The organism is Parabacteroides massiliensis (assembly GCF_900155425.1).
Lineage (GTDB): Bacteria > Bacteroidota > Bacteroidia > Bacteroidales > Tannerellaceae > Parabacteroides > Parabacteroides massiliensis.
The window spans coordinates 652431-666919 of sequence record NZ_LT700190.1 but is presented as its reverse complement, the minus strand read 5'-3'; the positions used below and the strand labels follow the sequence as shown (position 1 = coordinate 666919).

At 44.7% G+C, this 14489-nt stretch carries 11 protein-coding genes; 4 read left to right on the top strand and 7 right to left on the bottom strand.

Features of this window, described 5'->3' with window-relative positions; all coding sequences use genetic code 11:
* The first annotated feature begins 215 nt into the window (after positions 1 to 215).
* On the top strand, positions 216 to 1298 hold the full coding sequence (locus BQ9893_RS10165; protein ID WP_075965923.1) for a TlpA disulfide reductase family protein: 1083 nt from the start codon (positions 216 to 218) through the stop codon (positions 1296 to 1298).
* Positions 1299 to 1305: 7 nt separating this feature from the next.
* A complete protein-coding gene (locus tag BQ9893_RS10160; protein WP_075965922.1) occupies positions 1306 to 1923 on the top strand; it encodes a DUF4858 domain-containing protein in 618 nt (205 codons plus the stop codon).
* Between the two features lie 124 nt (positions 1924 to 2047).
* On the opposite strand, the gene BQ9893_RS10155 is transcribed toward BQ9893_RS10160, so the two are convergent.
* The 4 genes from BQ9893_RS10155 to BQ9893_RS10140 are packed head-to-tail and all read right to left on the bottom strand — an operon-like array spanning position 2048 to position 6083.
* Entirely contained in the window at positions 2048 to 3184 is a 1137-nt protein-coding gene (locus tag BQ9893_RS10155; RefSeq protein ID WP_075966106.1) for a fimbrillin family protein, read from the bottom strand.
* A 53-nt stretch (positions 3185 to 3237) separates the two neighbouring features.
* Positions 3238 to 4401: a fimbrillin family protein gene (locus BQ9893_RS10150; RefSeq protein WP_075965921.1), complete on the bottom strand. Its 1164-nt coding sequence runs from the start codon at positions 4399 to 4401 to the stop codon at positions 3238 to 3240.
* A 30-nt stretch (positions 4402 to 4431) separates the two neighbouring features.
* Entirely contained in the window at positions 4432 to 5352 is a 921-nt protein-coding gene (locus tag BQ9893_RS10145; RefSeq protein ID WP_075965920.1) for a DUF5119 domain-containing protein, read from the bottom strand.
* Complete coding sequence (locus BQ9893_RS10140) at positions 5349 to 6083, bottom strand: DUF3575 domain-containing protein (protein WP_081415425.1); 735 nt, start codon at positions 6081 to 6083, stop codon at positions 5349 to 5351. The genes BQ9893_RS10145 and BQ9893_RS10140 overlap by 4 nt, the downstream gene beginning before the upstream one ends.
* A gap of 301 nt (positions 6084 to 6384) precedes the next feature.
* Here BQ9893_RS10140 and BQ9893_RS10135 point away from each other — a divergent pair, with 301 nt between their 5' ends.
* Positions 6385 to 7521, top strand: coding sequence for a sialidase family protein (locus tag BQ9893_RS10135; protein ID WP_075965918.1), 1137 nt, complete (start codon positions 6385 to 6387; stop codon positions 7519 to 7521).
* Positions 7522 to 7556: 35 nt separating this feature from the next.
* Here BQ9893_RS10135 and BQ9893_RS10130 read toward each other — a convergent pair whose 3' ends face one another.
* Together BQ9893_RS10130 and nudC are read right to left on the bottom strand one after the other, a co-directional pair.
* On the bottom strand, positions 7557 to 9695 hold the full coding sequence (locus BQ9893_RS10130) for a S9 family peptidase (RefSeq protein WP_075965917.1): 2139 nt from the start codon (positions 9693 to 9695) through the stop codon (positions 7557 to 7559).
* A gap of 37 nt (positions 9696 to 9732) precedes the next feature.
* On the bottom strand, positions 9733 to 10506 hold the full coding sequence (gene nudC / locus BQ9893_RS10125) for an NAD(+) diphosphatase (RefSeq protein WP_075965916.1): 774 nt from the start codon (positions 10504 to 10506) through the stop codon (positions 9733 to 9735).
* An 845-nt stretch (positions 10507 to 11351) separates the two neighbouring features.
* On the opposite strand from nudC, the gene BQ9893_RS10115 reads away from it, so the two are divergent.
* Positions 11352 to 13295, top strand: coding sequence for a TlpA family protein disulfide reductase (locus tag BQ9893_RS10115; RefSeq protein ID WP_075966105.1), 1944 nt, complete (start codon positions 11352 to 11354; stop codon positions 13293 to 13295).
* Positions 13296 to 13380: 85 nt separating this feature from the next.
* Here BQ9893_RS10115 and BQ9893_RS10110 read toward each other — a convergent pair whose 3' ends face one another.
* Positions 13381 to 14409 (bottom strand): acyltransferase family protein, encoded by a 1029-nt coding sequence (locus BQ9893_RS10110; protein ID WP_075965914.1) that lies wholly within the window; start codon positions 14407 to 14409, stop codon positions 13381 to 13383.
* Positions 14410 to 14489: the final 80 nt, after the last annotated feature.

The window sequence follows — 14489 nt, the reverse complement described above, 5'->3', positions numbered from 1 at the left end:
CCCAAAACATGGGGTACTAATCCGATTTAGAGGGGGTAGTAGTGACATTTTGATAATCTTAAAATCATATTCTTTTATCATCTCGGAAGTCAACACTTCCCAAAAACAATTAACATTTTAAATTGATAAGAGAAATTACACTAATTATATCATATTGTGGCATAAGTTGTTTTATATTCGCTCTATGAATCATTTACATTAATAATATTCTTCTTATGAAAACAAATATTCTATTAGCTTTGTTAATCACATTGGGAGTGGTTTCATCCTGTACGAATCCGACGCCTTCCTATACCGTAACCGGTAGCATACCCGATACAACTTTCAATGGCACAACAATCTATATCCACAACCGCGACAATAACCGGGTAATAGATAGTACGATCATCGAGAACGGTTCCTTCTCCTTCATCGGCAAAATTGATACAGCTGTTTTATGCTTTACGCAAATCGGGAAAGGGTATTACACGAATTTTATGCTTGAGAACGGCACAATCAAACTGGACATGGAAAGACCGAACACTCCGTCCGGCACACCGCTGAATGAGGTATTCACAAGTTACATACAGGCCGGAGACAGCCTCGACAAGATATATCAGTCAAAATCCGAAGAGATAAAAAAACAAACGACCGACCAGGCGGAAGCACGGGAACTGTTCAAAAACTATTACATTTCCGAATGGAAACCGGCCTATATAGCCATGTTGACCGACTTTGTCAACAAGAACCAGGACAATTACATGGGTGCTTTTGCTCTCCAATCGCTGGCAAACTTTATGGAGCCGGAAGAACTGGAGCCGGTAATTGCAAAGTCGAGCGCGTTCATACAAAGCAGAAACATCATACAAAAGCTCATACAGCGACTCGAACGTCTGAAAAAGACAGCCGAAGGACAACCTTTCACCGACTTTACCGTCGAAACGGAAAATGGCGAGAAGGTCTCTCTTTCCGATTATGTCGGGAAAGGGAAATACACGCTAGTCGACTTCTGGGCAAGTTGGTGCGGACCGTGCCGGGCAGAGACTCCGGTACTGGCGGAAGTGTACAACCAGTATAAAGACAAAGGATTTGAAGTTGTCGGCGTCGCGACATGGGACAAGCCGGAAGACACCCAAAAAGCAATCGAAGAGCTGAAAATCACCTGGCCTCAGATATTAAACGCCCAAAATATTCCTTCCGAGCTGTACGGCTTCAATGGAATACCTCATATCATCCTCTTTGGTCCTGACGGAACAATTGTTGCTCGCGACTTGAGGGGTGAAGGGTTAAAAGCAAAAGTAAAAGAAGTGATGCAATAAATAGGACATGCGCAAACAATTATTTATAGTGATGTTGATTTGTCTGAGAGGTGCCGACTATATGTCTGCACAACAGTGGACAAAAAAGGATTCGGTCTGGCTCCAGAATGTCCTGTCCGGCAAAGAAAAGCTGGAACTGAATCCCGAGACGATGAAAGCGATTCAATCAGGTTCTCTTATAAACCTGGATGAACCGGCCTCCGAGATGAAGATGGCGCCGGTAACCCCGTTGCCCATCCTCAAGGATTTTACCGAATACATACAAACGGATTCGACCAATCGCAAAAAAGCCCCCAAGGACCTGCCTCCCGGTGTTTTCTGGTTATACTCTCCGCCTCCCGGAAAGATGTTGCCGGTCTACAAAAATATGCTTAAAGCCTGGAAGAGCGACCCGATGAATCGTTCTCATAACAGCGGTTTCGTCACTTTCGACTTCGCAGAAATGACCAGCAGGAAGAGCTATATACACAAACGTAATGCCAAAAGAGACGGGACATGGAAGAATTATAACAACCTGCCGACTCCCGACATCATCAAGAAAAAGAAGAAGTTCGCAACCGATCATCCGGAAATAGCCGGACAGGATACGCTTTTGTTACGCAAGGACTCGTTGTCATTAAAATAAGACGACACTACAAATAAGCCCTACAAAAAAAGAGGGTTGTATCGAAATCCCTTGTCTCCACGCTTGACGCGAGAACAGGAGAGTTTCGATACAACCCTTTTTATGGATTACGATTCAATCGAAATTACATATTAACTTCGTGGTCATTGCCTGCATCATCAACCCAATCTTCTGTTTCAGCTTCAAATTCGATCGGTTTCAGAATTTCATCTCCATTTTCATCATAACCACCACCGAAAATCATCGTGTAGATATAGCGCTTGCCCGGTTCCCATGAAGCTTCGAACGGAACATAGATTGTTTTGTATTCATCTGCTGAACCATACAGATAAACTCCTGCCTGTTGGATTTTGCAAGAAATTTCCAGATAAGACTGTCCGGCATTCTTAGCATTGTCTATAGTTTTTGTATCGTCTGCAACAACCCATTTTGTCAATGTTTGCGGAATTACAAATATAGGAGTTTTACTGGAAATATCCGTTGCTTCTGTATTACTCTTTACTTCGATTGCGGCATTTCTTATTACGGTAGGACTATAAGCACCACCTTCTTTTAACACCCAATTGTCAGCAGTAGTAGGAACTGTTTTAGCATCACTTGGCAAAGTAAAAGTTCCAGACATTTTAGCATTACAAATCTTAATACTGCTTATAGTTACATTCATTGTGGCAAGTTCTGTTCTTGCCTTGAAAACCACTTGTGAAAGGATATGTTTGAATGTAAATTTCACTACTCCGTTATTCGTACCCTTCGTCTGATTCAGGGCAATTCCATACATAACATCATGATCAGCATGCTTACCCTCTCCGTTTCCATACTCATCCATGCATGCATATTCTATTTTTTGCATCTCATGATTAAAATTCCACATATAATGATATACATAATCAACCGAGTAACTTCCCGGACTTATTGCATAAAAATTCAAAGATTCTGTAGCTGGCCAATAATGAACATCACTCTGATCTGCATAATCCCATTTCGTACCATTATGCTCTATTTTCACTCCACTATTCCCCATAACAACGTCATCCTTACCCATAAAAGCAGTACCATCCGCCGTATAAGCAAACACATCAAAATCTGTAGTTGTCAGATTATCAGGCGTAATAGGAGTTGCTTTTGTCTCTGCCGCATTACTCACAACATTAAAACTAATCGCATTCTGCGAAGAAGTTTCCACATTTGCAATCTCCTCCTCAGAACAACCAACCAGTAATGCTCCAAAGATTGCCAAAAACATTACATTTTTCTTTTCCATAATCAAAAAAAATCAATAATAATATAATTAATAAATCTAATTGTTTCAGTCGTTTAATAATTGATATCATGAATTTCATCACCCCATTCTTCCACCTCTGCATCAAAAGTGATCGGATCAAGAATAGCATTTCCGTCGGCATCATAACCGCCTCCAAATATCAACGTGTAGACATAACGTTTACCCGGCATCCAGTCTGCACTGAACGGTACATAGATTGTTGCGTAGCCGTCAGCATTCACCGTCGTTAAATTCTGTCCGTTCTGTTGGAGCACACATGTAACCTCCAGGTAACTCTCTCCAGCTGCATCAGCCTCTGCTATGGTTTTCTTGTCTGCGCCCGAAACAGTCCATGCAGTCACGGTCTGCGGTATGACAAGCGAGGGAGAATCTCCACTAACAGTAATATCCGTATTCTCAGTCCCGACACTTATATCTCCATCTTTTATGATATAAGGGGAATATGTATCGGATTCTGCAACATTCGACCAGCAATCTCTACTCGTCTCCGTCTCAGCCGTTGTATATCGAACATCAGGATAGGCGAAAGTTCCGCCCTGCTTGATGTTGTGCAGTTTGATATCTTTTATGGTTACCGTCAAGGATTCCAAATTCCTTCTCGCCTTGAAAACGATTTGCGAAAGTATATGCTTGAAATGGAATTTCACCACTCCGTTATTCGTACTATACACCTGCTCCTTGGCTATACCATACATCACATCGTGGTTCTCATGCTTTAACTGTTCATCATTCGGCAAGTCAGTATTAAATTCATCCAGGCACCTGTAGTGAACACCCTGAAAATCAGCATTAAACTCCCATTCATAATGTTCATCCGTTTTTCCAATTGTCGTTCCCGGATATATTGCGTAGAAATTCAACACATCCACAGGCCAATAGTGAAGATCTCTTATATCAGAATAATACCATTTTTTTAGGGTTGTATTCCACTTTATCCTCACGCCATTATGATTAAAGTTCTTATCAAGAGTTCCCATAAAAGGTTTTCCCTTCGTAGTATAACAGAAAACGCTGAAGTCCTCACTCTGCAAATTAGAGGAATTTATAGGAGTCGCCTTTGTCTCCGCGGTACTCCCAATCACATTAAAACCGATCACATTCTGTGAAGAAGTTTCTACATTTGCAACCTCAACATCGGAGCATCCAGCCAATAACACCCCAAAGGCAGCCGCAAATATTGCATGTTTTTTGTTCATAACACATTTATACTTATAAAACTATATCACTTATAAAATTATATCCACATTTATATCCTCCCAATCATCAACATCTACGTCAAACCCGGCGCCGTCACTTCCGGGTTCGGATGGTATTTCATAACCAAAATTCAACACTATATGCACATCACCGACATGTCCCACAACCGGAACATCATGTACTTGGTCGCTTACGTCCTGCTCCAATACGGACATGCTGCCGGAGCGGTTCTTGAGATACAGCCGGAAAACATTCGGCTGTCCGTCAAGGGCAGAATATCCGAACGTATAGAATCCGCCTACAATCTGATTCTGCGAAACCATTCCCCCAAAGAACAGACTCTCTGAAAGATCGGCAGGCAAACAGTCGGCAGCCATGTTAAGCGAACCGGACATGCCTGAAAGAGCAGCCCGCAAATCCACCAGCCTTTCCAATCCTCGAATACCGTTCACCTCATAGGTGTAGTGGCACACCATATTTACGGGAACGAGCCGCACCACCCTTTCAGTCCCTTCCGGAATGTCTATGAGGCTGATCTCATCTATATGATCGCCACACAGCCAAGGGGGAGTGACAGCCATCTGTTTGCCGTCGGGCGAATTCGTGTCGCGCGTATCGGCCGTAAAGAGAGTGTAACTGCCGCTCTCCATCCAAACCATTCCGTCGGTATCGTAATTAAAGCAAATCACCCGGTAATCATTCTCCGGAATTTCTATTTTCCCATCCTTTCCTTCAGGGAAATCGAATATCCACGTGTTGCTTTCATCGTCTACCGGATAAAATACAACCCTCATGCCTTCCGGTTTGTCGTGATTGGAGATTTTAGTCCAATCGAACACAACCCGTACCGTGGCAAAATGCGGATGGCCGTAACACAACTCCTTATGTTCGCAAGCCATCAACCCCATCAATAAAAACAGGAAAACAACCCCAAACCAAATCCGTTTCATCGCCGACCTCCTCTCTTCCGGGTTGGATTTTCGTTTCCGATCAACCATACCAAAGAAATTTCCACTTTTGTCGGGAAGATACAGCTTCTTTTGTGTGTGCTCTGCCATACATAATGGTTGTCAACAGGCAAATACTTTTTATACAGACCATGCAAGTAGCCTACACCCGCCGTAAAATCAATATTCAAACGCCGTGCCACAGGAAGCGAATACCCGTAAGAGACTCCACAACCGTAAGTCCACTTGTCAGCCAAAACACCCTCACCGCCCAACTCGAAATCATAGGTTAACATCTGCCCATACAACCCTATATGATGTCCTTTCTGTGGCTTTTCTGCGGCCTTATTCAACCAATAACGGACCTCCAGATCACCTCCATAAACACGCCAGTAATGATGACGATGGTCATTCTTCCACCACGCATACATCCAATTACAAGCCACCGACCAGTTCTGTTTCCAATAAAGCTCAACGCCGATATTGGGAACCAACAGCGCATCATAAAGCATATTCGACCTTACTCCCATGTAAAAAGAGGAACAATCTTTTTCTTGTGCGGAAACGGCTGTAAAAAACGGTAATAACAAAAAATAAAGGCCTATCACCCTAAAATAAGGCGACCTTCGAGAAACGAAGAATGTGCACCTGCACACATAGTATTTCACATCTAAACACTTGCATTTTATAATGCTATAAAATGCAAGTATCGCAGCGATACTTAACCAATACATTTATGTATAATACCCTTGCTGTTGTTTTTTTCGCGTGCAAAGAAAAATATTTTTTCTTTATTGGCAAAAAAACACAAGCAAAAAAACAAGGCCAAGTCCCACTCTCCTCATAGATAATATCTATCGCCTACGCCTTGATATTCGTAGCGTCAAGCAATCAGGCAGGCTAAACACACTCACCTCGTACACCTGTAATTCCGCTATATTACAAACAGATAGATCGTTAATTTACTCAAAAAACAGATCCAATTATTGCATATCATATTTCTTTTACATTTATTTGGCAAATAAATAAAAAATCATGAAGAATATAATCGTAATATGCTTTCTCGTTTTGATGCAATCGGGGATTTTTGCCCAAGCACAAACAAATACGACAACAGACGTTTACCAACAAGGACAGGACGGATATGCCTGCTTCCGTATTCCGGCTATCGTCCAAAGTAAAGCGGGAACCTTGCTTGCCTTTGCCGAAGCACGGAAAAAGAGTTGTTCGGACACAGGTAATATTGATTTGGTTGTGAAACGTTCCGAAGACGGAGGTAAAACCTGGAGTCGCGCCATTACGGTATGGGACGCCGGCGACAACGTTTGCGGCAACCCGTCTCCTATCGTAGACCGGGAGACAGGTCGTATCATCTTGGTCTGCTGTTGGAATTTAGGCGAGGACCACGAGCCGCAGATCATCGACGGGACAAGCAAAGACGGCCGGAGAGTATATGTCCTTCATTCCGATGACGACGGCAAAAACTGGTCTGCCCCCAAAGACATCACATCCTCTGTCAAACGTCCCGATTGGACTTGGTATGCGACAGGCCCCTGCCATGGAATCCAGTTGCAAGGTAAAAAGAACAAAGGACGGTTAGTGGTTGCCGCCAACCATATGGTGGCAGGGACGAAGACCTATCATTCCCAACTGATTTATTCCGACGATAAAGGCGAAACTTGGAAACTCGGAGGTGTCGTCAACGAACACGGAGGCAATGAAAGCAGCGTCGTCGAACTGAAAAACGGATACCTGATGCTGAACATGCGCAACTACAACCGAAAAGAGAGCAAAAGCCGTTCCTTTGCAATCAGTACAGATGGTGGAGAAACGCTCTCCGCCATGTCATACCTCCCCGAACTGATCGAACCTATCTGCCAAGGGAACACGCTTAACTATATGAAAAAGGAAAAGATCAGCCACAACATCTTGTTTTCCAATCCTGCCTCAACGGACAGAAGAGAAAAGATGACAATCAAACTGAGTGAAAACAACGGCAAAACCTGGCCCTATGCTTATCAAGTCTATTCAGGGCCAAGCGCTTATTCGGACCTGACCAATTTAGGGAACGGATATATCGGGCTGCTATATGAATATGGCACAGACAATCCGTATGAAAAAATCGGCTTTACGATAATCCCCTTCGAACAACTAAAAAGACAAAGCGAATGAGGCTATGACAGCCGGAATGGGAGTCAGCCATCTCCTCACTCCCACTCCGGCGGTTCCTGCCCCAGCAAGTTTTTGACGAAGAAATCGTGCATTTTGTGCATTTCGAACGGACCGCCGAGGCTGTGGGTCTTGCCCGGCAGATAAAGCTGTTCGAAGTTTTTGTTGGCTTTCATCAAGGCGCTGACGACCTGCAAGGTGGAAGCCGGATCGACATTGTCGTCCAATTCGCCGTTGATCAGCAGCAACTTGCCTTTCAGGCGATAGGCATTATCCACATTGGAGGAGGCACTGTAAGAGGCGTCGACCGGATAGCCCATCCACTGTTCGTTCCACCAGATTTTATCCATCCGGTTGTCATGACAACCGCAAAGGGCGACCGCAACCTTGTAGAAATCGTTATGGAACAGCAGGGCCGCCATCGCATTCTGACCTCCGGCCGACCAACCATAGATGCCGACACGATCCAGATCCATATACTTGTACTTCGCGCCTGCCGCTTTCATCCAGGCGATACGATCCGGGAAACCGGCATCTTTCAGGTTCTTCCAGCATACATCATGGAAAGCCTTCGAACGGTTGGATGTCCCCATCCCGTCGATCGAAACGACAATGAAGCCGAGTTCCACCAGTTTGGATACCAGATGATGGGCCGGCTTGAAATCCTTATCCACATGCGAATCATGCGGGCCGGCATAGATAAACTCCACGACCGGATAGGATTTGGAAGCATCGAAATGCATCGGCCGATAGATATTCCCCCAGATATCCGTCTGTCCGTCCCGTCCTTTCGCACAGAACACTTCCGGCATCAGCCAGCCTTCTGCCAGCAACGCACTCACATCGCACTTCTCCAATCCGGCAACCACAGAAGCATCCGAAGTCCGCTTCAACTGACTGACAGACGGCAGGTCGGGACGGGAATAGACATCGGTAAAATAAGCACGGTCGGCAGAGAAGGACACACGGTGGTTCCCGTTCTCAGGCGTCATGTCGGTAAAGCCCGTCCCGTCCAGGTTAATCCGGCAGTAATGCAGGTTATAAGGATCTTCGCCCTTGTTGAAACCCGACGCGGTGAAGTAGACAACCCGGTTCGCCTCATCCACGTGATCGACCTGGCGAACCACCCATTCGCCTTTTGTCACCTGCCGTTCCACCTGCCCGTCTGTCCCGTTTATGAGATAAAGATGGCGCCATCCGTCGCGCTCGGAGATCCAGAGCAGTTCTTTGCCGTCGTCGAGGTCGTACCGGTAGTTGTTGTAATAGTAGATAAAAGTCTTTGCCTGCTCGTCCACCAGATGACGGATGGAACCGTCCGCCGCGCTCACTTCGCCAATGACATAACGCTGATGGCCGCGCTGGTTGAACTCGAACGTAAAGGCACGGCTGTCTTCCCGCCAGCCCGTCAGGTTCAAAAAGAACTGGTTTTCGTAAGGAGCGACATCCAATGCCACCTGCCTCCGTGCCTCCACGTCGAAGAGCGCCGGCAGGTAAACCGGCAACACATCGCCCGGCTTCGCGTAATCGCGCCATTGCAGGATCGGCTGCTTCTGACCGGACGGGCTGGACTCGATCAGCGGAATACGGCGTTCCTGCACGTCGCGCACCTTCACCGTTGCCAGCTTCCGGGAGTCGGGCGACCAGATGATCGACCAAGCGTCATAGCGCAGATGGGCCGTGCCGTCCATCGTCAGGGCAATCTCTTCTTTCGGCTTATCCTTCTCTTTCTCATCCCGTACAGGAGAGATATAGAGGTTGTTATCTTTCACATACGCTTCCCATTTCTTATCGGGCGAGACGACAGGAGCCGGAGCTTCTCCACGTCGGCGCCAGCGATCCGGCCTCTTTTCTTCTTCCTTCAACAAAGACTCGGCCAGTTTCTTTTGCTTTTTGGAAAAGAATGCCGCCAACCCTTTCTTATCTGCGGCACGCTGTTTCTTTCCGCTCTCCGCATTGACAAGATAGAAGAAATCTCCTTCCTTCTCATGGTTCTTATACCAGAAATAATGGGAACTGTCTATCCATTCGGGACGGATAGCGGGAGAATAGACCCGGTCGGAACATTTCAGGATCGTGTCGGCACGCTCGTAATCGGCACGTGTCACCTGCGAAGCAGCGTTTCCCGCACCGAACGCCATCACCAACAAGCAAAAGATAAACAAAGTCGTTTGTTTCATGATAAAGATTTATGATTTAATTCCAATTCTTTAACTCTCAATTTTGCAACCACCAGTCGATCATCCTTCGTGCCAAGCTCAGTTTGTGCGGTATCTCCGGCAGGTTGTCTTTCGAAAAGAACGAACCGGTGCTCAACTCCTCATCCTGCAACTTGATTTCACCGCTGACATAATCGGCAATAAAACCGATCATCAGGTTGCTCGGATAAGGCCAGGGCTGATTGCCGAAGTAGGTGATGTTACGGATCGTCAATCCGGTTTCCTCCCTCACTTCACGCTCTACGCACTGCTCCAACGTCTCGCCCGTTTCCAGAAAACCGGCCACGAGACCATGAAACGTACCCCGGAAGTTACGTGCATGCACCAAGAGGATTTCTTCGCCTTTCCGGATCAAGACAAGAATGGCGGGCGATACTGCCGGATATATCTCGTTTCCGCAATCCGGACATTTCTTCACGATCGGCCCTTTCAACACCGTCGGCGTTCCGCAGACAGGACAAAACCGGCTGTGCTGATCCCAATAAACAATCTCGTATGCCTTTCCCGCCTGGTCGTAAAAGTAGCGATCGATATGATCGTAAGAGGCCCGGAGTCCCATCGGCAGGTAAACGTCTGTCTCCACCAAAGGCGCATCGGTAAAGGCGGCCATCGCCATTGTCCCGTCTTGCATTTCGACCGGAAGCGAACGGGCGACTGTCACAGGCGCTTCGATCGTACAAGGAATCGCATAACCGTCAGTTTTCTTTTGCAACAGAAGTTGGTCTTTATAGAAAACGTACCAATATAAAGGTACACTGTTTATTGTTTCCATATATATCTGATTTTAAAAAACACCGCAAACATACGAAAAAAAACACATCGCTATCACGATCGTTTCCCTTCGCATAAGAAAACAGACCACATCAACAATAATAGGGTTCGACCGTACGCATATTTAAAAATAAAATCGTATATTACAACACTTTTTTCAATCCATAACAGCAGACGTAGCATCTGTCTGCTCTGCACTATAAAAGGAAAGGAGGAATATATGGTAAATAAAGTCATTATAAAAATATCATTCTCGACGTTTTTGATAAGCAGGATTTTACTAAACCTCTATTTTTATCTAAAGTATGGAGCCGATTATTTGCATACGGAAGATTTGATGGTCGGGATTCCGCTATGGACCCTATTATCTACTTACGCTGTTTATGGTGGAGCCAACTATTATTATAAGCAAAAACAATTGTTTATACCGGACAACCACAAAATCGACAGCAAAAACATGAAAGAATGGTCGGAATATCGGCTATATCTGTTATCACGGTTTATGCGAATATTGGCACTCATGTTCAGTATGGCTTTCCCGGTCTACTTATTAGCCTATTTGGATCACTCAAAAGAAATACATTCCAGCCCTGTCAAAATTATTACTTTTTTGCTTCTGGCGATAGGATGCGGAATTTGTAGTAGAATTTTAAAAAGACGTTATACCAAACATCTCCAAGGTTGATCCTGAAAACAGACCTTTCAAATGTTATAAAAAAGGAAGAAGAAGCCATTGCATATTAAGATATGTTACAAATTACGAGACAATCGTATATATATATATATTGATTCCAAATCAAATAAACTTGTATATTTCCAATTCTAATCACCTAATTCAAAATGAATATGAAACATCATGGACTTTACTTATTCCTTCTTTTCTTCTGCTGCATAGGATTGCAGGCACAGGAACGCGTGATCGAACAACCGGCTTTCGATGCTTGGAGCTCGACAACTCTGGAAATAGATAAAATCGTACTGAGCGACACTGCCACAGTCTTTTATATCGATGCTTACTTCCTCCCGAAAAACTGGATTCAGATCGTAAAGGAAACGACCTTACAGGCCGATGGCAAAACCTATCCGATCAAGGCTGGAGACGGCATCACACTGAGCGAGAAGTTCTGGATGCCCGAATCGGGAGAGACCTCTTTCCGCCTGATATTCCCGCCATTGCCGAAAGAGACGAAAAACGTTGACTTTATCGAAGGGGACGAAGAAGGAGCTTTCAAGATATGGAACATCCACCTGGACGGTTCGCCTGCCTACTCTTCCCTGGCAGGGAAAAAGAACCCGGCGGAAACATCTGTATTGGAAAAACCGGAATTTAAAAACGGTACGGCTCTGCTGAAAGGACATATCGCCGACTATAAACCGGAAATGAAGCTACAAGGACGTGCCTGGAATTTCAACCTGCTGAACGGGAGCACGGAAGAATATAGCATCGCAGTACAACCGGATGGAAACTTCACGTTGGAAGTTCCTCTGTATTATCCTACCAGCCTGAACGTTTCCAGCAACTTTATGAGCGGTCAGATATATCTGAAGCCGGGAGAAACGACTTTCGTAGAAATCAATATGCCGGAGATTTGCCGTTCACAGTCCAGAAAGCAAAAAGACAAACCATCATTGGGAGAGAAATATTATTTCACCGGGGCTTTGGCTGCTCTCAACAACGAATCCAGCAATTCTTCCCTTCGTTATGTATCCGTCTCTCCCAAAACCCAGGAAGACTATATGCAGATGTTTTCCGATATCAGCACGATGAATGCAGATCAGTTCAAGGCCTACTGGATGGATCGCTACCGGAAGGAAAAAGCCGTATTGGACAGCCATACGGAATTAAGCGATGCTTACCGTACGCTCCTGCACAACAGCCTGAAAAAAGACCTGGCGGAACAACTGCTTAGTGTCAGCTGGATGACAGAGTATGCTTATCGCACTGTCAATCAGATTCCACGCGACTCGGTAATACCCGAAGACAAGAAAGTGAAGCCGACAATAGAATATTATGATTTTATACCGGAACTGGTCAGCAACGACCCGTACCTGCTGTATGACGGTTCTTTCACTTACCTGATCTCCAACCTGCAATATACGAACTTCACCGGAGAGAACGATGCTACCGGAGAACAAGTCTACGACAACACAGCCGATCTCATTAAGATTATGGGAACAGACAAGGGGATTCTTTTCGACCTCCTTGCCGCACAACGCCTCTCCATGCCGATAAAAGAATTCCGTCCGTTAAGCGACGAAGAGATTGCGCTGGCGGGGAAAATCTCTCCGGTCATCCAGGAAGCATTCACCCAGATGAACAAAAAACTCAAGCAGCTTATCGAAGAGAACAAAAAGAAATCCGGCTACACCGTCAACCGCGTGAACATTGCCGACATCCCGGCCGAGGAACTGTTCAACGCCATCACCACACCTTACCGCGGCAAAGTCGTGTTTGTCGACTTCTGGGCGACTTGGTGCGGTCCGTGCATAGCAGCCATGAAAAAGTCCGAACCGGTGAAGGACGATTTCGTCGGCAAGGATATCGTTTTCCTCTACCTGGCCGGCGAAAACTCACCGAAAGGGACTTGGGAACAGATGATACCGGACATCAAAGGCGAACACTACCGGATGACGGATGCACAATGGACATATATCTGCAACAAATTCGGCGTGCAGGGTGTCCCTTCTTATATGATCATCGCCAAAGACGGCACACCAACCCATTTCCAAGTCGGATTCATGGGAGCGGATAAGATGAAGGAAATGCTCATGACGGAATTAGATAAATAAAAACCGACTTTTATTACGATCTTTCAGGCACGGATTTACACTGCGAAATCCGTGCCTGAATTATGCCTGAATCACAAGACAGACCTTAAAGACGAGATAATATCCTATCAATAAACGACCATACATAGTTATATAACCTCAGAACATATATATTGACATTCAACAAGAACAAGAAACCGACTACAACATAAATCAATTGCAGGAAAAGATGTTCTGCTATAATTTGATCCAACCCCAAGGTTCGCTTCAATCCTCCTAACAACAGCGTTGAATATGCATGAACCAGATATATCTCATATCCGTCTTTCGAATATATATCTATATAATAACGTACTATCCTAAATTTATCATATAAGAAAACAAGACCTTTTTTCATATAAGTTCCCCCTATTCCCAGGATTGTCAAACCATAAGCGAGAAACAACAAATTGGGCGAAAACTTATTCGCTTGCAAATCAAAAGGTCTCTTCTCAATTCCAAAAGCATAAATGACATAGCTTATAGCGACTGCCACACAAACCACATTTTGCCATCCTAATTTCTTTGTATAATACAGCCCCCATATCGTAAAAAAACAATAAATAATCACTGTTTGAAGCAGATCCGGATAATGAGACTTAAACAACTGCGATAAAACCAGGGCAACACCCCAAAGAATAAAAGGCGGCTTATATCGGTGAATAAACCAGACACAAAAAGGAAGACAAAGGCTAATCAGTATATAAGGAGATATGAACCATATATGGTCGAATATCCGATTTTCCAAAGGAGGATTGAAAAGCACATAAGACACCACATCTTCCAAAGATATCCTATATCCATGCTTCCAATAAATATACAAAACAACCGGCAAACAACATAATGTATATTTCCAGTATGGAATTGCTATTCTCTTGACCTTACCTTTCACATATTCCCAATACGTTTTTTTCGACGACAATGAATAAGATGCACCGACAAGATAAAACACTGTCACCATCGCAAAAAAGATGCCGGAAACCCAGCCTCTTTCGAAAATGCCGACTTTAACACCTTCCCACCACATCAAATGGCAGACACAAGTGATATAAATCATTATTCCCCCTCTATAGATATCAAGATTCCGATCCCTCATTACAAATTTTATTATCAATTCCCCTCAATGGCGTCAAAGATACTTTTTTACTTTTCATAAAAAAAGAGTAATATTGCATA

What these genes read in the sequence shown, in the direction of transcription:
- BQ9893_RS10165 (WP_075965923.1), top strand. Translation starts at nt 216, where the DNA reads ATGAAAACAAATATTCTATTAGCTTTGTTAATCACATTGGGAGTGGTT.
- BQ9893_RS10160 (WP_075965922.1), top strand. Translation starts at nt 1,306, where the DNA reads ATGCGCAAACAATTATTTATAGTGATGTTGATTTGTCTGAGAGGTGCC.
- BQ9893_RS10155 (WP_075966106.1), bottom strand. Translation starts at nt 3,184, where the DNA reads ATGGAAAAGAAAAATGTAATGTTTTTGGCAATCTTTGGAGCATTACTG.
- BQ9893_RS10150 (WP_075965921.1), bottom strand. Translation starts at nt 4,401, where the DNA reads ATGAACAAAAAACATGCAATATTTGCGGCTGCCTTTGGGGTGTTATTG.
- BQ9893_RS10145 (WP_075965920.1), bottom strand. Translation starts at nt 5,352, where the DNA reads ATGAAACGGATTTGGTTTGGGGTTGTTTTCCTGTTTTTATTGATGGGG.
- BQ9893_RS10140 (WP_081415425.1), bottom strand. Translation starts at nt 6,083, where the DNA reads ATGTATTGGTTAAGTATCGCTGCGATACTTGCATTTTATAGCATTATA.
- BQ9893_RS10135 (WP_075965918.1), top strand. Translation starts at nt 6,385, where the DNA reads ATGAAGAATATAATCGTAATATGCTTTCTCGTTTTGATGCAATCGGGG.
- BQ9893_RS10130 (WP_075965917.1), bottom strand. Translation starts at nt 9,695, where the DNA reads ATGAAACAAACGACTTTGTTTATCTTTTGCTTGTTGGTGATGGCGTTC.
- nudC (WP_075965916.1), bottom strand. Translation starts at nt 10,506, where the DNA reads ATGGAAACAATAAACAGTGTACCTTTATATTGGTACGTTTTCTATAAA.
- BQ9893_RS10115 (WP_075966105.1), top strand. Translation starts at nt 11,352, where the DNA reads ATGAAACATCATGGACTTTACTTATTCCTTCTTTTCTTCTGCTGCATA.
- BQ9893_RS10110 (WP_075965914.1), bottom strand. Translation starts at nt 14,409, where the DNA reads ATGAGGGATCGGAATCTTGATATCTATAGAGGGGGAATAATGATTTAT.